The sequence below is a fragment of the Pseudomonas sp. GM78 genome, assembly GCF_000282475.1.
In the GTDB taxonomy this organism is placed as follows: domain Bacteria; phylum Pseudomonadota; class Gammaproteobacteria; order Pseudomonadales; family Pseudomonadaceae; genus Aquipseudomonas.
In genome coordinates, this window is sequence record NZ_AKJF01000127.1 from 15212 (window position 1) to 35329 (window position 20118).

Sequence of the window (20118 nt, forward strand, 5' to 3'; positions counted from 1 at the left end):
TCAAGATAGGGCCAAATGTTCAGTTCTGGATGTAGGACGAGGCGACTATTACCGCGTGAGCTTTCTGGGATTACTGGAGGAGGAGTGCGCGCCGGTAACAAATCCCACAAACGCAAAAACGGCACCCGAAGGTGCCGTTTCTGTTTACTACGGAGTAACGCTTAAGCGATCAACCCGCCAGACCCGATTGCTGTACCAGGTTCAACAGCGGCTGTGGATACAGGCCGAGGAAGAACGCCAGTACTGCGATGGCCAGCAGCATCACGCCGCCTGCGCGTTGTTCCCAATGCAGCTGGGCATCGTGGCGACGCAGGTTTGGTTCGATCAGGTACAGGGTGACCATGACGCGCAGGTAGTAGAACACGCCGATGGCGCTGCCCAGTACCAGGGAGCCGACCAGCCACCATTGTTGCGACTGTACACCGGTGGCGATGATGTAGAACTTGCCGATGAAGCCCGCGGTCAGCGGGATACCGGCCAGGGACAGCATCATCACGGTCAGTACGGCAGTCAGGTACGGACGGCGCCAGAACAGGCCGCGGTATTCGTACAGGGCATCGGCGTCACGGCCGTTGTACGGCGAGGACATCAGGGTGATCACGCCGAAGGCGCCGAGGCTGGTGATCACGTAGGTGACCAGGTACACGCCGATGGCTTCCACGGCCAGGCCCTTGCTTGCCACCAGGGCGATCAGCAGGTAGCCGAAGTGGGCGATGGACGAGTAACCCAGCAGACGCTTGAGGTTGCTCTGGGTCAGCGCCAGCAGGTTACCGAACAGGATCGACGCGATGGCGATGATGGTCAGCACGTCGCTCAGCACGCCGCTGCTCGCCGCTGGCGAGATCTGGAACAGACGCACCATCACCGCGAACACGGCGACTTTGGAAGCGGTCGCCAGGAACGCTGCCACCGGTGCCGGAGCACCTTCGTAGACGTCCGGGGTCCAGAGGTGGAAGGGTACCAGCGACAGCTTGAACGCCAGGCCGATCAACATCATGCCCAGGCCCAGTTGCGCCAGGGAGCTTGGCAGGCCGGTGGCCGCCAGGGCCTGGCCGATGCCGACGAAGCTCAGGGAGCCGGAGTCGGCATACAGCAGCGCCATGCCGAACAACAGGAACGCGGAACCTGCCGCCGACAGCACCATGTACTTGATGCCGGCTTCCAGCGAACGCTTGTTGAAGAAGGCATAGGCCACCAGGCCGTAGACCGGTACCGAGAGCAGCTCCAGGCCGATGAACAAGCCGGCCAGGTGCTGCGCGCTGACCAGTACCAGGCCGCCGGCGGCGGCCATCAGGATCAGCAGGTACAGTTCTTCGCGGTTGCCCGGGTAACCCGAACCGCCATCGCCGAGGTAGGCGTGGGCGAGGGTCACACAGGCCAGGGTGGCGACCAGGATCAGCGCCATGTACAGGCAGGCGAAGGTGTCGATCTGCAGCAGTGGAGTCACCGCCAGTGGCGCGACTTTCAGGGCCGGCAGGATCGACAGCAACGCCAGGTTCAGACCCGCCACCGACAGCAGGAAGGTCTGGGAGTGGTTACGCCGCCAGGCGATCGCCAGCATTACCACGATGATCGTGGCACTGGTGATCAACAGCGGCCCCAGCGCAATAAAGTGTTGAAGTGTAAATTCCATAGCGCTCTTACCGGGCCGAAGCGAGTTGAGTGAAGGCGGTGCCGAGCCATTGCTGCACGCCATGCATCGTAGCGGCAGAGGTATCGAGGAACGGTTGCGGGTAGACGCCGATGTAGATCAGCAGCGCTGCCAGGCCGACCACCATGATCATTTCGCGACCGTCCATGCCATGCAGGACCGCGTCCGACTTGGCCGGGCCGAAGTACGCACGGTGGATCATGATCAGCGAGTAGACCGAACCGAACACCAGGCCGGACGTGGCGATGATGGTGACCCATGGAGCGATCGGGAAGGTGCCGATCAGGATCAGGAACTCACCGACGAAGTTACCGGTACCCGGCAGGCCCAGGGATGCGGCTGCGAAGAACAGGCTGAGGGCCGGCAGGTAGGCGATCTTCGACCACAGGCCACCCATTTCACGCATGTCGCGGGTGTGGGTACGTTCGTACAGCTGGCCACTCAGGATAAAGAGTGCCGCGGCCGACAGACCGTGCGCCAGCATCTGCATCACTGCGCCCTGCAGCGCCAGTTGGCTGCCGGAGTAGATGCCGATGAGGACGAAGCCCATGTGGGAAACGGACGAGAAGGCGATCAGACGCTTGATGTCGGTTTGCGCGAACGCCAGGAACGCACCGTAGAAGATCCCGATCAGACCCAGGGTCATGGCGAACGGCGCGAACTCGGCCGAGGCATTCGGGAACAGCGGCAGGGCGAAACGCAGCAGGCCGTACGCAGCAGTTTTGAGCAAGATACCGGCCAGGTCCACGGAACCTGCGGTCGGTGCCTGGGCGTGAGCGTCAGGCAACCAGGAGTGGAACGGTACCACGGGCAGCTTCACCGCGAAGGCGATGAAGAAGCCGAGCATCAGGATGTACTCGGTGGTCGTCGACATCTTGGTCTTCAACAGGTCGGCGTAGTTGAAGGTAATCACGCCGGTGTCGTTGAAGTTGACCAGTACCAGGCCCAGGATCGCCACCAGCATGATCAGGCCGGAAGCCTGAGTGAAGATGAAGAACTTGGTCGCCGCGTAGATCCGGGTTTTCTTGCCGTCCGAAGAACTGTGACCCCAGAGCGCGATGAGGAAGTACATCGGCACCAGCATCATTTCCCAGAAGAAGAAGAACATGAACAGGTCGAGGGCCAGGAACACGCCGACGACACCGCCCAGGATCCACATCAGGTTCAGGTGGAAGAAGCCAACGTGACGCTGGATCTCTTTCCACGAGCAGAGGACCGAGAGCACACCCAGCAGGCCGGTCAGCATGATCATCAACAGCGACAGGCCGTCGAGGGCCAGGTGCACGCTGATGCCGAAACGCTGGATCCAGATGTGCTTGAACTCAAGCACCCAGGCCGGGTCGGCGCCAGGCGCCGGGGCAAACGAATAGTCGCCGTGGGCCCACAGCCAGAGGCCGAGGGCGAGCAACAGGGACATGGTGATCAGCGCAATCCAGCGGGGGAGGGTGGCGCCGAAGCGCTCACCCAGCCAGCACAGCAGGCCGCCGATGAAGGGGATCAGGATTAGCCAAGGCAGAATCATGACGGGCTCAATTCCTTTCGCAAGTTCGCAAGGTTCATATCAGACCGCTACCAGCACGACGGCGCCGATTACCAGCACGGCACCAGCAGCCATCGAGGCGGCATACCAACGCAGTTGACCGGTCTCGGTACGGCTCAGGGCGGTGTGACCGCCTTTGGCCATGCGCGGGATCAGACCGATGGTCTGGTCGAGCGGGTCTTTGCGCAGGATGTGGCTGATCGCCAGGTAAGGCTTGACGAACAGTTTGTCGTAGATCCAGTCGAAGCCCCAGGCAGCGAACCACCAGGCCGACAGGAAGCGGCCGATGCCGCTGTTGGCGATGGCGGTGACGAAGCGACGCTTGCCGAGGAACAGTAGCGCGGACAGCAGGATACCGGCCAGGGCGATGGCGCCCGAAGCGATTTCCAGACTGTGCTTGGCTTCGCCGCCGGCGTGGCCGACGCTTTGTGGCAGCACGCCGTGCAGCGGTGGAACGATCATTGCGCCGACGAAGGTCGACAGCACGATCAGCACCGACAGTGGCAGCCAGTGGGCGATGCCGTGACCGGCGTGGGCTTCGGTCTTCGCTTCACCGTGGAACGCGATGAAGATCAGGCGGAAGGTGTACAGCGACGTCATGAACGCACCGACCAGACCTGCATACAGCAGACCTTCATGGCCGCTGGCAAACGCTTCCCAGAGGATTTCGTCCTTGGAGTAGAAGCCTGCGGTCACCAGTGGCAGGGCCGCCAGGGCCGCGCCGCCGACGATGAAACTGGCGTAGGCCAGAGGCAGTTTCTTCCACAGGCCGCCCATCTTGAAGATGTCCTGCTCGTGGTGGCAGGCAACGATCACCGCACCGGAAGCAAGGAACAACAGGGCCTTGAAGAAGGCGTGGGTCATCAGGTGGAAGATCGCGCCGTCCCAGGCGCCAACGCCCAGGGCCAGGAACATGTAGCCGATCTGGCTCATGGTCGAGTAGGCGAGGATACGCTTGATGTCGGTCTGAACCAGGGCGGCAAAACCTGCCAGGACCAGGGTCACGCCACCAACGATGCCTACAAGGTGCAGGATTTCCGGCGCCAGGGTGAACAGGCCGTGGGTACGGGCGATCAGGTAGACACCCGCGGTCACCATGGTTGCGGCGTGGATCAGTGCCGAAACCGGGGTAGGACCGGCCATCGCATCCGCCAGCCAGGTTTGCAGTGGCAGTTGCGCGGATTTACCGACAGCGCCGCCCAGCAGCATCAGGGTGGCCATGACCATCCAGAAGTCGCCGGCCTGGAATTTCTGCGGTGCCAGCACCAGCAGTTCCTGGACGTTCAGCGTACCCAGTTGGGCGAACAGGATGAACAGGCCGATGGCCATGAACACGTCGCCGATACGGGTCACGATGAAGGCCTTGAGCGCGGCGTTACCGTTGTTGCGGTTGGTGTAGTAGAAACCGATCAACAGGTACGAGCACAGGCCCACGCCTTCCCAACCGAAGTACAGGAACAACAGGTTATCGCCCAGCACCAGGAACAGCATGCTGGCGATGAACAGGTTTGTGTAGGCGAAGAAGCGCGAGTAACCGGCTTCACCGCGCATGTACCAGGACGCGAACAGGTGGATCAGGAAACCCACGCCGACCACCACACCGAGCATGGTCAGGGACAGACCATCCAGGTACAGGGCGAAGTTCGGCGTGAAGCCTTCCACCGCCATCCACTGCCACAGCACCTGGGTGTAGTGGCCGCCTTCAGGTGGCGCGACGTTGAATTGCCAGATCACGTAAGCCGTGACGATGGCAGACAAGCCGACGGAACCGACGCCGATCAGCGCCGAGAGGTTTTCCGAGAGGCGTCCACGGGAGAACGACAGCAGCAGGAAACCAATGAGAGGGAATACGAAAGTCAGATAGAGAAAATTCATCCGCGCATCTCACTGGCAGCGTCGATATCGAGCGTGTGGAAGCGGCGATACAGTTGCAGCAGGATCGCCAGGCCAATACTGGCCTCGGCAGCTGCCAGGCTGATCACCAGGATGAACATGATCTGTCCATCCGGCTGCGCCCAGCGGCTACCGGCAACGATGAACGCCAACGCGGAGGCATTCATCATGACCTCCAGGCTCATCAGCACGAAAAGAATGTTGCGGCGGACCATCAGGCCGACCAGACCGAGGCAGAACAGGATGCCGGCGACCGCCAGACCATGCTCCATGGGGATAGCAGGCATCGTCATTGCTCCTTGGCTTCGTTGCGGCCCAAGTGGAACGCCGTGACGGCTGCGGCGAGCAGCAGCATCGAGGCGAGTTCGACCACCAGCAGGTACGGGCCGAACAGGCTGATGCCCACGGCCTTGGCGTCTACGGTGGTGTGGCCGACGGCTTCACCGGTCTGGTGGGAGAACAGCACATAAAGCAGTTCCACCAGCAGCAGTGCCGCCAGGGCGACCGGGCCGCCCCAGATACCGGGCTTGAGCCAGACGCGCTCCTGCTGAACCGAGGCAGGCCCCAGGTTCAGCATCATCACCACGAACACGAACAGCACCATGATGGCGCCAGCGTAGGCGATCACTTCCAGAACACCGGCGAACGGCGCGCCAAGGGCGAAAAACGTCATCGCCACGGCGATCAGCGAAATGATCAGGTAGAGCAGGGCGTGCACAGGGTTGGTGTTGGTGATCACGCGAAGCGTGGACACCACAGCGATACCCGATGCGAAATAGAAAGCGAATTCCATCTTTCTTCCTTAAGGCAGCAAGCTCTTCACGTTGATCGGTTCGGCTTCATTCTGCGCGGAGCCTTTTGGCTTACCGGCAATCGCCATACCTGCAACACGATAGAAGTTGTAATCAGGGTTTTTGCCGGGGCCGGAGATCAGCAGATCTTCTTTCTCGTAAACCAGGTCCTGACGTTTGAACTCGGCCATTTCGAAATCCGGCGTGAGCTGGATCGCGGTGGTCGGGCAGGCTTCCTCGCAGAGGCCGCAGAAGATGCAGCGCGAGAAGTTGATGCGGAAGAAGTCCGGGTACCAGCGACCGTCTTCGGTTTCAGCTTTCTGCAGCGAGATGCAACCGACCGGGCACGCCACGGCGCACAGGTTGCAGGCTACGCAGCGCTCTTCGCCGTCGGGGTCGCGGGTCAGGACGATACGGCCACGGTAGCGCGGCGGCAGGTAGACCGGTTCTTCCGGGTACTGCAGCGTGTCGCGCTTGCGGAAGGCGTGGCCGAAAATCATCACCAGGCTGCGAAGCTGGGTGTAGAAGCCATGCACGATGTCAAATATGTACTTCATGATTCTCTATCCTCACTGAGCCGCGACGGCGGGCGTGTTGAGCAACACGATCGCAGCGGTCACCAGCATGTTGACGAGGGTCAGCGGCAGGCAGAACTTCCAGCTGAAATCCATCACCTGGTCATACCGTGGGCGCGGAATCGAGGCGCGCAACAGGATGAACATCATGATGAAGAAACCGGTTTTCAGTGCGAACCAGATGAACGGGATCTGCGGCAGGATGTTGAACGGACCGTGCCAGCCACCGAAGAACAAGGTCACCAGCAGTGCCGAAATCAACACGATGCCGATGTACTCGCCGACGAAGAACATGCCCCATTTCATGCCGGCGTATTCAATGTGGTAACCGTCGGCCAGTTCCTGTTCCGCTTCCGGCTGGTCGAACGGGTGACGGTGAGTCACGGCCACGCCAGCGATGAAGAAGGTCAGGAAACCGAAGATCTGCGGAATGATGAACCACATGTTCTGCGCCTGGTATTCAACGATGTCGCGCATGTTGAACGAGCCCACCTGGATCACGATGCCCATCAGCGACAGGCCCATGAACACTTCGTACGACACGGTCTGTGCCGAAGCCCGCAAGCTGCCCAGCAGGGCGAACTTGTTGTTGCTCGACCAGCCGGCGAACAGCACCGCGTAGACCGACAGGCCGGCCATGGCGAAGAAGAACAGGATGCCGATGTTGATGTCCGCCACGCCCCAGGTCGGGGTGATCGGGATGATCGCGAAGGCAATCAGCAGGGCGCTCATGGCGACTACCGGTGCCAGGGTGAAGATCATCTTGTCGGCGAATGGAGGCGTCCAGTCTTCCTTGAAGAACATCTTGATCATGTCGGCAGCGATCTGGAACGCGCCGAACGGACCCACGCGGTTCGGACCGTAACGGTCCTGCCAGAGGGCGAGCAGACGACGCTCGACCCAGCTGAGCAGGGCGCCGCAGACCACCACGGCGAGCAGGATCACCACGGCCTTGAGGACCGCGATGATGATGTCGATCACTTCAGGAGTGAACAAGGTCATTGCGCTGCCTCCTGCAGACCGTCAACGGATTTGCCAAAGATCGCTGGCGGAATGCCGGCGATGCCCGCAGGCAAGGCCACCAGGCCAGCGCCCAGTTCTTCGTTGATGCGCAGCGGCAGACGCAGGGTCTGGCCAGCCACGTTCAAGCTCAGCATGGCACCGTCGTTGACACCCAGGCGGTCGGCTTCGGACTTGGCCAGGGCGACGTAGGCGGCCGGGATGCGTTCCTGGACCGGTGCGGCTTTCGAAGAGTTCTCTTCGCTGCCGAACAGGTGGAAGAACGGCACGACCTGCCAGGTGCCCGGGGCCGGGTTGAACGCACGCGGGACAGCGGCGAACCAGTTCAGCGAATCACCGGTGCTTTCGATCAGGCGGGTGCCCGGGTCGCCAGCGCGGATGTGACCACCGACTTCGTCCTGGAACTTGTTCCAGGCTTGCGGCGAGTTCCAGCCCGGAGACCAGGCGAATGGCACTTGCTGACGCGGTTCGGCCGAACCCGAGTAACCTTCCATGGAGAAGGCGAACGCGGTGTCCTTGTCCTGCGGGGTACGCGGTTCGTGCACGCTGATGTCGGCGCGCATGGCGGTACGACCGGAGTAGCGCAGCGGTTCACGGGCCAGCTTCATGCCCTTGATGCGGAACGCGGCGGACGGTGCGGCATCGACGATGCGGTTCAGTTGCGGCGTGCTTGCAGCCACGGCAGCGGTGACGTGGTCCAGTTGGGTCCAGTCGATCGGCTGGTTCAGCAGGGTCGCGCGCAGGGCATGCAGCCAGCGCCAGCCTTCGTGAACCAGGATGCTGGCATCCATGTACTTCGGATCGAACACCTGGAAGAAGCGCTGGGCGCGACCTTCCTGGCTGACCAGGGTACCGTCGCCTTCAGCGAAGCTGGCGGCTGGCAGGACCAGGTGCGCGCGATCGCTGGTGGCAGTCTTCTGGTGATCAGCCACGATCAACACTTTGGCGGCGGTCAGGGCAGCATCGACCTTCGCTTTGTCGGTACGGGTGTACAGGTCGTTTTCCAGCACGACGATGGCGTCGGCTTTACCGTCGATCACGGCTTGCAGCGCGGCGTCGACCGATTCGCCACCGAGCATGGCCAGGCCGAGGCTGTTGGCCTCTGGCACGATCAGGCTGATGGAACCGTTCTTCTCGCGCAGCTTCAGGGCTTTGGCGATGTTGGCGGCAGCCTCGATCAGCGCTTTGGAACCCAGGGAGGTACCGGCGATGATCAGCGGGCGCTTGGCCGCGAGCAGGGCGTCGGCGATGCGCTTGGCCAGCTCGAGGGCTTCGGCGTCCAGGCCTTCAACGGCAGGCGCGCTGGCGTCGAGGGCGTGAGCCACGGCGAAACCGATGCGGGCCAGGTCGTCAGGCGCTGCGTGCACGCACTCTTCAGCGATATCGTCGAGCTTGGTTTCAGCGATGCTTGCGATGAACAGCGGGTTCAGCGCGTGCTGGCCGATGTTCTTCACCGCGGCGTCGAGCCAAGGCTGGACGCGCATGGCGTCGGCCATGTCTTCGGCCTTGCCCTTGACCGATTGACGCAGGGACAGCGCCACACGGGCGGCGGTCTGGGTCAGGTCTTCTCCGAGGACGAAGATGGCGTCGTGGTCTTCGATGTCGCGCATGTTTGGAACAGGCAGCGGGCTGTCTTTGAGCACCTGCAGGACTAGACGGATGCGTTCCAGCTCGGCGGCTTCGATACCGGAGTAAAAGTGCTCGGCACCGACCAGTTCGCGCAACGCGTAGTTGCTTTCGAGGCTGGCGCGTGGCGAACCGATGCCGACGATGTTGCGACCGCGCAGCAGGTCGGCGGCTTTATCCAGGGCTTCGTCGAGGCTCAGCTTGGCGCCGTTGGCCAGCAGCGGCTGACGTGGACGGTCGGTGCGGTTGACGTAGCCATAGCCGAAACGGCCACGGTCGCACAGGAAGTACTGGTTGACCGAACCGTTGTAGCGGTTTTCGATACGACGCAGTTCACCGTAGCGCTCGCCCGGGGAGATGTTGCAACCGCTGGAGCAGCCATGGCAGATGCTCGGCGAGAACTGCATGTCCCATTTACGGTTGTAGCGCTCGGAGTGAGTCTTGTCGGTGAACACACCGGTCGGGCAGACCTCGGTGAGGTTGCCGGAGAACTCGCTTTCCAGCACGCCGTCTTCAACGCGACCGAAGTACACGTTGTCGTGGGCGCCGAATACACCGAGGTCGGTGCCGCCAGCGTAGTCTTTATAGAAGCGCACACAGCGGTAGCAGGCGATGCAGCGGTTCATTTCGTGGGAAATGAACGGGCCCAGTTGCTGGTTCTGGTGGGTACGCTTGGTGAAACGGTAACGGCGCTCGTTGTGGCCGGTCATTACCGTCATGTCTTGCAGGTGGCAGTGACCGCCTTCCTCACAGACCGGGCAGTCGTGAGGGTGGTTGGTCATCAGCCATTCAACAACGCTGGCGCGAAACGCCTTGGACTCTTCATCGTCGATGGAGATCCAGGTGCCATCGGTGGCAGGGGTCATGCAGGACATGACGATACGACCACGGGTGTCGTTCTCGTCGGTGTACTGCTTGACCGCGCACTGGCGGCAAGCGCCAACGCTGCCCAAGGCAGGGTGCCAGCAGAAATACGGAATATCGAGGCCCAGAGACAGACATGCCTGTAACAGGTTGTCTGCCCCATCGACTTCGAGCGCTTTGCCGTCTACGTGGATAGTGGCCATGGTTCAAAGTTCTTCGTTGGCCCGGTGTCAGCGGGCGTGGCTAATGGAATCTTGTTATCCGCGCGAATCAACACAGCCGGTAAAGGCGTCATCGCACGAAAAGCGAAGGGCACGGACCCTTCGCCTTTTTTAAGCGTTTACGCGCCGACTACGATCGGCCTGGCCAGAGGCGGGACGACGGCGCGGGTAGGCGCGATGCCGGCTTCGAACTCGTGGCGGAAGTATTTGATGGCGCTGCCCAACGGCTCCACGGCACCCGGTGCGTGAGCACAGAAGGTCTTGCCAGGGCCGAGGAAGCCGACCAGACCCAGCAGGGTCTCGATGTCGCCGGCTTGCCCTTCACCGTTCTCGATGGCCATCAGCAGCTTGACGCTCCATGGCAGGCCATCGCGGCACGGGGTGCAGAAGCCGCAGGATTCGCGGGCGAAGAACTGCTCCATGTTGCGCAGCAGGGACACCATGTTGACGCTGTCGTCCACCGCCATGGCCAGGCCAGTACCCATACGGGTGCCCACCTTGGCGATGCCGCCGGCGTACATTTGTGCGTCCAGGTGTTCCGGCAACAGGAAGCCGGTACCGGCGCCGCCAGGCTGCCAGGCCTTGAGTTTGTAGCCGTCGCGCATGCCGCCGGCGTAGTCTTCGAACAGCTCGCGAGCGGTGACGCCGAATGGCAGTTCCCACAGGCCAGGGTTCTTGACCTTGCCGGAGAAGCCCATGAGCTTGGTGCCCATGTCTTCGCTGCCTTCGCGGGCCAACGATTTGTACCAGTCCACGCCGTCGGCGATGATCGCCGGCACGTTGCACAGGGTTTCAACGTTGTTCACGCAGGTCGGCTTGCCCCACACGCCAACGGCGGCCGGGAAGGGCGGCTTGGAGCGCGGGTTGGCGCGGCGGCCTTCGAGGGAGTTGATCAGTGCGGTTTCTTCACCGCAGATGTAACGCCCGGCGCCGGTGTGGACGAACAGCTCGAAATCGAAGCCGCTGCCCAGGATGTTTTTACCCAGCAGGCCCGCTGCCTTGGCTTCTTCCACGGCACGGTTGAGGTGCTTGGCGGCGGTGGTGTACTCGCCACGCAGGAAGATGTAGCCACGGTAGGTTTTCAGTGCGCGGGCACTGATCAGCATACCTTCGATCAGCAGATGGGGCAGTTGCTCCATCAGCATGCGGTCTTTCCAGGTGTTGGGCTCCATTTCATCCGCGTTGCACAGCAGGTAGCGGATGTTGATGGATTCGTCTTTTGGCATCAGGCCCCACTTCACGCCAGTGGGGAAGCCTGCACCGCCGCGACCCTTGAGGCCGGAGTCTTTCACGGTCTGGACGATATCGTCCTGGGCCATGTCGGCGAAGGCCTTGCGCGCAGCCGCGTAACCGTTCTTGGCCTGGTACTCGTCGAGCCATACGGCTTCGCCGTCGTCACGCAGGCGCCAGGTGAGCGGGTGAGTCTCGGCCGAACGCTTGATGCGGTTGGCCGGGCCGAAGGAAGTCAGGGTCATACGTAGCCCTCGAGCAATTTGGCAACGCCTGCTGGCTGCACATCACCGAAAGTGTCGTCGTCGATCATCAACGCCGGCGCCTTGTCGCAGTTGCCGAGGCAGCAGACCGGCAGCAGGGTGAAACGACCGTCGGTGGTGGTCTGACCCAGGCCGATGCCGAGTTTGCTCTGGATTTCGCTGACCACTGACTCGTGGCCGCCGATGTAGCAGACCATGCTGTCGCAGACGCGAATGATGTGACGGCCCACTGGCTGACGGAAGATCTGGCTGTAGAACGTCGCCACGCCTTCAACGTCGCTGGCCGGGATGCCGAGGATCTCGCCGATGGCGTACAGGGCGCCATCCGGCACCCAGCCACGTTCCTTCTGGACGATCTTCAGGGCTTCGATCGACGCCGCGCGCGGGTCTTCGTAGTGATGCAGCTCGTGCTCGATGGCCGAGCGCTCGGTTTCACTCAAGGTGAAACGGTCTGTCTGGATAAGCGTGCTGTTCATGCTTAGCGGTCCACGTCGGCCATAACGAAATCGATACTACCCAGGTACGCGATCAAGTCCGCGACCATGCTGCCTTTGATCACCGAAGGGATCTGCTGCAGGTGCGGGAAGCTTGGGGTACGAATCCGGGTGCGGTAGCTCATGGTGCCGCCATCGCTCGTCAGGTAATAACTGTTGATGCCCTTGGTCGCTTCGATCATCTGGAAGGATTCGTTGGCCGGCATGACCGGGCCCCACGAAACTTGCAGGAAGTGCGTGATCAAGGTTTCGATGTGCTGCAGCGTGCGCTCTTTCGGTGGCGGCGTGGTCAGCGGGTGGTCCGCCTTGTACGGGCCTTCCGGCATGTTGCGCAGGCACTGGTCGATGATCTTGATGCTCTGGCGCATTTCTTCCACGCGCACGATGCAACGATCGTAGGCATCGCCATTGGCCGCCAGCGGTACTTCGAACTCGAAGTTCTCGTAGCCGGAGTACGGGCGCGCTTTACGCAGGTCGAAGTCGCAACCGGTGGAACGCAGGCCGGCACCGGTGACACCCCATTCCAGGGCTTGCTTGGTGTTGTAGTCGGCGACGCCGATGGTCCGGCCACGCAGGATGCTGTTGTCCAGGGCGGCTTTCTGGTATTCGTCCAGGCGCTTGGGCATCCACTCGACGAAGTCCTTGACCAGTTTTTCCCAGCCGCGCGGCAGGTCGTGGGCGACGCCACCGATGCGGTACCAGGCTGGGTGCAGGCGGAAGCCGGTAATGGCTTCGATCACCGTGTAGGCACGCTGGCGGTCGGTAAAGGTGAAGAACACCGGGGTCATGGCGCCGACGTCCTGGATGTAGGTACCCAGGAACAGCAGGTGGCTGGTGATCCGGAAGAACTCGGCCATCATGATGCGGATGACGTCGACCTTCTCCGGTACCTTGATGCCGGCCAGCTTCTCGACCGAGAGCACGTACGGCAGGTTGTTCATCACGCCGCCGAGGTAGTCGATACGGTCGGTGTACGGGATGAAGCTGTGCCAGGACTGACGCTCGGCCATCTTCTCGGCGCCACGGTGGTGGTAGCCGATGTCCGGAACGCAATCGACGATCTCTTCACCGTCCAGCTGCAGGATGATGCGGAACGCACCGTGCGCCGAAGGGTGGTTGGGGCCGAGGTTGAGGAACATGTAGTCCTCGTTCGGGCCGGAACGCTTCATGCCCCAGTCTTCAGGCTTGAAGCGCGCGGCTTCTTCCTCGAGCTGTTGCTTGGCCAGGGTCAGGCTGTACGGATCGAACTCGGTGGCGCGGGCAGGGAAGTCCTTGCGCAGCGGGTGACCTTCCCAGGTCGGCGGCATCATGATGCGCGACAGGTGCGGGTGGCCTTTGAAGTCGATGCCGTACATGTCCCAGACTTCACGCTCGTACCAGTTGGCGTTCGGCCAGATGCTGGTGACGGTCGGCAGGCTGAGGTCGCTCTCGGACAAGGCGACCTTGATCATTACGTCACTATTACGTTCGATCGACATCAGGTGATAGAACACGGAGAAGTCGACGCCGTTCGGCAGCCCTTGACGCTTGGTGCGCAGACGCTCGTCCACGCCATGCAGGTCATAGAGCATGACGTACGGCTTGGGCAGGTTGCGCAGGAAGGTCAGGACTTCGACGAGTTTGGCGCGGGCAACCCAAAGCACCGGCATGCCGGTGCGGGTAGGCTGGGCGGTGAACGCCTCCGGGCCAAAACGGTTGTTCAGTTCGACGACCACATCCTGGTCGTCTGCCTTGTAAGGCGGGATGTACAGAGCACTGCCTGTAGTCATGGTTATTTAATCGCTTTCGGTCAACGTAAAGAATGAAGCCAGTGTCTCGTTCTATTAAAGAAGCAGATCTGGATCAGACTTCGTCGGGGCTGCGCAGGTTGGTGACTGCGATTCGCTGTTCGCGGCGCTTGTCCTTTTCGGAAGGCATCTCGGCGCGATAAACGCCTTGATCGCCAACGACCCAGGAAAGCGGACGACGCTCCTGTCCAATCGACTCCTGCAACAGCATCAAGCCTTGCAGGAAAGCTTCAGGGCGGGGCGGGCAGCCAGGCACGTAGACGTCCACGGGCAGGAACTTGTCCACCCCTTGAACGACGGAGTAGATGTCGTACATGCCACCGGAGTTGGCGCACGAACCCATGGAGATGACCCATTTAGGCTCGAGCATTTGCTCATAGAGACGCTGGATGATCGGCGCCATCTTGATGAAGCAGGTACCGGCGATAACCATGAAATCCGCCTGGCGCGGCGATGCCCGGATAACCTCGGCGCCAAAGCGCGCGATGTCGTGGGGCGCCGTGAAGGCGGTGGTCATTTCCACGTAGCAGCACGAAAGACCGAAGTTATACGGCCACAGGGAGTTCTTGCGCCCCCAGTTGATCGTGCCGTTAAGCACGTCTTCGAGCTTGCCCATGAAAATGTTTTTGTGGACTTGATCTTCTAACGGATCGGAAACGGTTTCCCGCTGGCCAATCGGATACTGCTCGTTAGGAGCATCGGGGTCGATCCTGGTGAGATTGTATTGCATTGCCAAAGCCTCATTGTTTCAGCTTCGCTTGCCGCTTGCGCCGAGCTTCCGGAGCCCAGTCAAGGGCGCCCACTCGGAATAGGTAGACAAGGCCTGCCAACAGAATTGCTATGAAAACGAGAGCTTCGACGAATCCGGTCCAGCCGCTTTCGCGGACGGACACAGACCATGCAAAGAGAAAGAGGGCTTCGATATCGAAGATCACGAAGAGCATCGCGACCAGATAGAATTTGGCTGAGAGCCGCAAGCGGGCGCCACCTGTAGGTAGCATGCCGGACTCGAACGGTTCGTTTTTGCTGCGGCCCCAGGCTTTTGACCCAAGGAGGCTGGAGACGCCCAGCATGAAGGCACAGAGGCCGACGACGCCTAGAAGGAAAATGGCAAAGCCCCAGTTGTGGGCCATGAGTCCTGTCGCTTCGGGCATGCTGGAAATCCTTAACAGAGAGCAAAGGTCTCTGAGCTTGAAAAGGTAACAACGCAGTGACGATATGTCGCAGCAATCAATCCCGCTGATTTTATGGCTAAACACCCAGCAAGTAAAATTCCTATAGCGAAATTATTTATAGGAATAAGGACATAGCGAGCGGTAAAAGCGCCGTAGCCCTTGCGTTGCGGGCATTAGCCGGCTTTTCGGGAAATATGTTTTGTTGGGAATGTAACGAACATAGTTTTGGCTAAATGATAATCAATATTGTTTGGGTGGGTTTTTAAACTGTTTATCTGTCAGGGCGTTGGGAAGTTGTCTTATATGGCAGTTATTGCAAGTTTTGGTGGCGCCCGTTTTGGCGGATCTTTCTGACAGCGGCGGCGCTCTGGATCAATGTTTTTTGTCTGCCTCACCACGGTCCACTGTGGGAGCGAGCCTGCTCGCGATAGCGTCAGGCCAGTCGACATCTCCACTGGTTGATCCGCCGCCTTCGCGAGCAGGCTCGCTCCCACAGGGTTTTGTATTGGTCTCGCTATCGCAGGCAAAAAAAACGCCCCGAACCAGTCGGGGCGTCAGGTGTGCAGCGCTGCGGTTAGCTTTCTATAGGGCCCGCAGCGGCTGATGTCTCAAGCGAAGCGGATCAGTGGAACTGTTCTTCTTCGGTCGAACCGGTCAGTGCGGTTACCGACGACGAGCCGCCCTGGATCACGGTGGTCATGTCGTCGAAGTAGCCGGTGCCCACTTCCTGCTGGTGAGCCACGAAGGTGTAGCCTTTGGCAGCGTCAGCGAATTCCTGCTCCTGCAGCTTCACGTAGGCAGTCATGTCGTTGCGGGCGTAGTCGTGCGCCAGGTTGAACATGCTGTGCCACATGTTGTGAATGCCGGCCAGGGTGATGAACTGGTGCTTGTAGCCCATGGCGGACAATTCGCGCTGGAACTTGGCGATGGTCGCGTCGTCCAGGTTTTTCTTCCAGTTGAAGGAAGGCGAGCAGTTGTACGACAGCAGTTGGTCCGGGTATTCCTTCTTGATCGCTTCAGCGAAGCGACGAGCCTCGTCCAGGTCTGGCTTGGCGGTTTCGCACCAGATCAGGTCGGCGTATGGCGCGTAGGCCAGGCCGCGAGCGATGGCCTGGTCCAGGCCGGCGCGCACTTTGTAGAAACCTTCCTGGGTACGTTCGCCAGTCACGAATGGCTGGTCGTACGGGTCGCAGTCCGAAGTCAGCAGGTCAGCGGCGTTGGCGTCGGTACGGGCCAGGATGATGGTCGGGGTACCGGCAACGTCAGCCGCCAGGCGGGCAGCGGTCAGCTTCTGTACGGCTTCCTGGGTAGGAACCAGTACCTTGCCGCCCATGTGGCCGCATTTTTTCACGGAAGCCAGTTGGTCTTCGAAGTGAACGCCGGCGGCGCCTGCTTCGATCATGCTCTTCATCAGCTCGTAGGCGTTCAGTACGCCGCCGAAACCGGCTTCGGCGTCAGCCACGATTGGCGCGAAGTAGTCGATGTAGCCCGCGTCGCCCGGGTTCTTGCCGGCTTTCCACTGGATCTGGTCGGCACGACGGAACGAGTTGTTGATGCGCTTGACCACGGTTGGAACCGAGTCCACCGGGTACAGCGACTGGTCCGGGTACATCGATTCGGCGGAGTTGTTGTCCGCAGCCACTTGCCAGCCCGACAGGTAGATCGCCTGGATGCCGGCTTTGACTTGTTGTACAGCCTGGCCGCCGGTCAGGGCGCCCATGCAGTTGACGAAATCTTTCTCAGGACGGAAGGCTGGCTTGGCACCCTGGGTAACCAGGTTCCACAGCTTCTCGGCGCCCATTTTTGCAAAAGTGTGCTCAGGTTGAACCGAGCCACGCAGGCGGACGACGTCAGCAGCGGAGTAAGTGCGTGTCACGCCTTTCCAGCGCGGGTTTTCAGCCCAGTCTTTTTCGAGGGCTGCAATTTGCTGTTCGCGTGTCAGTGCCATGGGAGATAAACCTCGTCGCGTCTTATGAAAAGTTGTTCTGCGGTGGAAAATTCCTGCGCTCGCTGACCAGAAGCTTAGGCGGTCAAGTCGGATTCGGCGGGGATGGCGACGGGATGAGCGATGGGCTCGAGGGGAAGTGAGCAGGTAAAGGCGAACTGCGGGCGCATTCAGGCGTCGTGGGCCTTGGTACGAACATCAGTGTGGTGCCGGGTTACCTAATTACGCTTCCGTCCCTCGGGACAACTTCGTTCCAGTCGGCAACCTCGTCAAACACACCTTGTGGGCGGTACAGACACGAAGCGGTTCGCGGGGTAGGTGCGAACATCGCCTCGAAGGCCCTTGCCAGGGCCCCTGGTTAGCGGGAGCGAGGCCATCATGCCTTTGCTTTTTTGGCTCGTCAAACGTTTTGTAGTGCTTTTTTTCAAGCACTACATCTTTGGTCTAATACGACTTGTCAGTCAGTTTTTGATGTCTCAGTCCAAAGTATCGACTTTCACCCGCAAGGTCATGTCATCGCGCCCCTGGGTCCCGTAGCTACGGGTCACGCCCTGTTTGTCGGCCTGGGTCTGGCGATTCACCCCGGCCAGGAGGATCCATTCGCCCAAGCGGCCGGTGACGGTTGTGTCGGTGCTTTGTACGTTCACTACATCGGGACGTTCCTGGCTCATGCGGTCACGGTTGGTACTGATCGACAGGTGAACGATCTCGCCGGTGACGTTGGCGGTGACGTAGAAGCCCTGGGTCACATTGCGATATTCGGTCTGGCTGCGCAGATCGCCGTAGCTGTCGCTCTGGGTGCTGGTCAGCGGAACGCTCTGGCCGACCTGGATCAGCGCCGGCATGCCGTCAGTGGCCTGGATTTGCTGGATGCCACCTTCGCGGCTGACGGTGCTGTGGCTGATGATGCGGGTCTGGCTCGGCCTGGCGCCGTTCACCGAGTAACCCTGATCGCCCTGGACGTTGTTTTCGTTGGTGTCGACGGTGATCAGCAGGCGTTTGGGCGCGGTATCGAGTTGGCTCAACAAGGCTTTAAGTTCGTCGATCTTGCGCTGATCGGCGTTGACTATGAGTTGATTGCCATAGGCGCTGACCTGGCCCTCCTTGCCGATGAAATCCTGCGCCACCGGCAACATGTCGGCGCTGCTGTGGTAGTTCAGCGGCACGATTTCGGTGGCTGCCATGAGCGAAAAACTGCAGCTAACCAGCAGTGTGGTGAGCAGGGTGCGTAGGGACATATCCGTTATCTCCGCCAGCTTCAAATTGTTGATAGTGCCAGTTTGTCGGCCCGGGAGGGGGCAAGTTGAATCCTAGACAGCAAAACGCCCCGGCATCCGAAAATGGCGGGGCGTTTTGTGGTGTTCTTTCGGGCCTCTTCGCGGGCAAGCCCGCTCCCACAGGGATCACACTGAACCTGTGGGAGCGGGCTTGCCCGCGATGGGGTCTACTCGGTATCAAGCCGAGTGACGCACCATGTCCACATGCGGAATCCCTGCTTCCAGGAATTCCTCACTGACCATGTGAAAGCCCAGACGCTCATAGAACGCCGTGGCTTGCACCTGAGCGCTGAGCATCTGCTGCTTCAGCCCGCGCTCTTCGGCTTCACCGATCACCGCGTGCATCAGGGCATCGCCAACTTTCAGGCCGCGCCAGTCCTTGAGTACCGACACCCGGCCAACGTGGCCGTCAGGCAACAGGCGGGCGGTGCCCACCGGAAAGTCGCCTTCGAGGGCCAGGAAGTGCACGGCCGTCACATCGTCGGCATCCCATTCCAGTTCAGGTGGCACGGATTGCTCGGCGACGAACACTGCTTCACGAATGCGCCGGATCTCGGCGTTGTCTTTCTGCCAGTCTGCGACACGTACGTGAATCTTATTCATCGGCAAACCCCAGGCTTCCTTGCTTGACCAGTTCGCACAGCAGGCCGCGGCCGTCTTCGTCGGTCAACCAGTCGCCCAGGTTGTCGACGTGCAGCGCGTCGGCGGCGCAGATCATCTTCAGCAGTTCGCGCAGTTTGCCCGGCAGGTAACGGCTCTGGCCGCTGGCGAACAGTAGCAGGTCGTCATCGACTTCCGACCAGGCCAGGCGTGCGCTCGGGTTGCGGATCAGCACCGCGCCTTGCTCCAGTGCGCCCAGAACGTCGTCTTCCTCGAGGTCTTCAGGGCCGACCACCAGTTCCGGATAGCGCGGCTCGGTCATGAACTGGCCGAACCAGGTCAGCAGCAGGCGCTCGTCGCTCATGTGCTCGGCCAGCAGGCTTTTCAGGCGATCGAGGGCGTCGTGCTGGATCTGGTGCGGATCGGCCGCAGGCAGGGCGTCGGCGTCGGTGTAGCGCTCTTCGTCCGGCAGGAACTGGCTGAGGAAGTCGGTGAAGTGGGTCAGCACTTCAGCGGCGCTCGGTGCGCGGAAACCGACGGAGTAGGTCAGGCAGTCGTCGACGGCCACGCCGCAGTGGGCCAGGCGCGGTGGCAGGTAGAGCATGTCGCCCGGTTCAAGCACCCATTCATCGGTGGCTTCGAAGTCGGCGAGGATGCGCAGGTCCGCGTGTTGCAGCAGCGGGCTTTCGGAGTCGCACATCTGGCCGATTTTCCAGTTGCGCTTGCCGTGGCCTTGCAACAGGAATACGTCGTAGTTGTCGAAGTGCGGACCGACGCTGCCACCGGGGGCGGCGAAGCTGATCATCACGTCGTCGATGCGCCAGCTCGGCAGGAAGCGGAAGTGCTCCAGCAGCTCGCTGACTTCCGGCACGAACTGATCGACCGCTTGCACCAGCAGGGTCCACTCGCGCTCCGGCAATTTGCTGAACTCGTCTTCGGCGAACGGGCCGCGACGCAATTCCCATGGGCGCTCGCCGTTCTCGATGATCAGGCGCGATTCGACTTCTTCTTCCAGCGCCAGGCCGGCCAGTTCGTCGGCATCGATCGGGCTTTCGAAATCGGGAATCGCCTGACGGATCAACAGCGGTTTTTTCTGCCAGTAGTCGCGCAGGAACTCGCGTGCCGTGATGCCGCCCAGAAGTTGAAGAGGAATGTCAGGATTCATG

The 20118-nt window shown here is 61.0% G+C and carries 17 protein-coding genes; all 17 read right to left on the bottom strand.

What is annotated here, in order from left to right; translation table 11 throughout:
• Positions 1 to 169: 169 nt before the first annotated feature.
• Positions 170 to 1633, bottom strand: coding sequence for an NADH-quinone oxidoreductase subunit NuoN (gene nuoN / locus PMI35_RS11190; RefSeq protein WP_008061979.1), 1464 nt, complete (start codon positions 1631 to 1633; stop codon positions 170 to 172).
• A 7-nt stretch (positions 1634 to 1640) separates the two neighbouring features.
• Positions 1641 to 3173, bottom strand: coding sequence for an NADH-quinone oxidoreductase subunit M (gene nuoM / locus PMI35_RS11185; protein ID WP_008061980.1), 1533 nt, complete (start codon positions 3171 to 3173; stop codon positions 1641 to 1643).
• 39 nt (positions 3174 to 3212) lie between these two features.
• Entirely contained in the window at positions 3213 to 5066 is a 1854-nt protein-coding gene (gene nuoL, locus PMI35_RS11180) for an NADH-quinone oxidoreductase subunit L (RefSeq protein WP_008061981.1), read from the bottom strand.
• Entirely contained in the window at positions 5063 to 5371 is a 309-nt protein-coding gene (gene nuoK, locus PMI35_RS11175) for an NADH-quinone oxidoreductase subunit NuoK (protein WP_007946416.1), read from the bottom strand. Before nuoK ends, nuoL begins: the two co-directional genes overlap by 4 nt.
• A 2-nt stretch (positions 5372 to 5373) precedes the next feature.
• Positions 5374 to 5877, bottom strand: coding sequence for an NADH-quinone oxidoreductase subunit J (nuoJ, locus tag PMI35_RS11170; protein ID WP_008061982.1), 504 nt, complete (start codon positions 5875 to 5877; stop codon positions 5374 to 5376).
• Between the two features lie 9 nt (positions 5878 to 5886).
• On the bottom strand, positions 5887 to 6432 hold the full coding sequence (gene nuoI, locus PMI35_RS11165) for an NADH-quinone oxidoreductase subunit NuoI (RefSeq protein WP_007970449.1): 546 nt from the start codon (positions 6430 to 6432) through the stop codon (positions 5887 to 5889).
• 12 nt (positions 6433 to 6444) lie between these two features.
• Positions 6445 to 7452, bottom strand: a complete 1008-nt coding sequence (nuoH, locus tag PMI35_RS11160; protein WP_008061983.1) for an NADH-quinone oxidoreductase subunit NuoH — start codon at positions 7450 to 7452, stop codon at positions 6445 to 6447.
• A complete protein-coding gene (nuoG, locus tag PMI35_RS11155; protein ID WP_008061986.1) occupies positions 7449 to 10163 on the bottom strand; it encodes an NADH-quinone oxidoreductase subunit NuoG in 2715 nt (904 codons plus the stop codon). Before nuoG ends, nuoH begins: the two co-directional genes overlap by 4 nt.
• 137 nt (positions 10164 to 10300) lie before the next feature.
• A complete protein-coding gene (nuoF, locus tag PMI35_RS11150) occupies positions 10301 to 11656 on the bottom strand; it encodes an NADH-quinone oxidoreductase subunit NuoF (protein ID WP_008061988.1) in 1356 nt (451 codons plus the stop codon).
• Positions 11653 to 12150 (bottom strand): NADH-quinone oxidoreductase subunit NuoE, encoded by a 498-nt coding sequence (gene nuoE / locus PMI35_RS11145; RefSeq protein WP_008053447.1) that lies wholly within the window; start codon positions 12148 to 12150, stop codon positions 11653 to 11655. Before nuoE ends, nuoF begins: the two co-directional genes overlap by 4 nt.
• A 2-nt stretch (positions 12151 to 12152) precedes the next feature.
• Positions 12153 to 13937 carry an NADH-quinone oxidoreductase subunit C/D gene (gene nuoC / locus PMI35_RS11140; protein ID WP_008061990.1) on the bottom strand — a complete coding sequence of 595 codons (1785 nt, stop codon included), beginning with the start codon at positions 13935 to 13937 and terminating at the stop codon, positions 12153 to 12155.
• A gap of 73 nt (positions 13938 to 14010) precedes the next feature.
• Positions 14011 to 14685, bottom strand: coding sequence for a NuoB/complex I 20 kDa subunit family protein (locus PMI35_RS11135; RefSeq protein WP_008061991.1), 675 nt, complete (start codon positions 14683 to 14685; stop codon positions 14011 to 14013).
• 10 nt (positions 14686 to 14695) lie between these two features.
• Positions 14696 to 15109, bottom strand: a complete 414-nt coding sequence (locus PMI35_RS11130; RefSeq protein WP_003223812.1) for an NADH-quinone oxidoreductase subunit A — start codon at positions 15107 to 15109, stop codon at positions 14696 to 14698.
• A gap of 643 nt (positions 15110 to 15752) precedes the next feature.
• On the bottom strand, positions 15753 to 17078 hold the full coding sequence (gene aceA / locus PMI35_RS11125; protein WP_007970439.1) for an isocitrate lyase: 1326 nt from the start codon (positions 17076 to 17078) through the stop codon (positions 15753 to 15755).
• A gap of 473 nt (positions 17079 to 17551) precedes the next feature.
• On the bottom strand, positions 17552 to 18313 hold the full coding sequence (locus PMI35_RS11120; RefSeq protein ID WP_008061993.1) for a secretin N-terminal domain-containing protein: 762 nt from the start codon (positions 18311 to 18313) through the stop codon (positions 17552 to 17554).
• A 216-nt stretch (positions 18314 to 18529) separates the two neighbouring features.
• Entirely contained in the window at positions 18530 to 18955 is a 426-nt protein-coding gene (locus PMI35_RS11115) for a GNAT family N-acetyltransferase (RefSeq protein ID WP_032831798.1), read from the bottom strand.
• Positions 18948 to 20117, bottom strand: coding sequence for a ribosomal protein uL16 3-hydroxylase (locus PMI35_RS11110; RefSeq protein WP_008062001.1), 1170 nt, complete (start codon positions 20115 to 20117; stop codon positions 18948 to 18950). Before PMI35_RS11110 ends, PMI35_RS11115 begins: the two co-directional genes overlap by 8 nt.
• Position 20118: the final 1 nt, after the last annotated feature.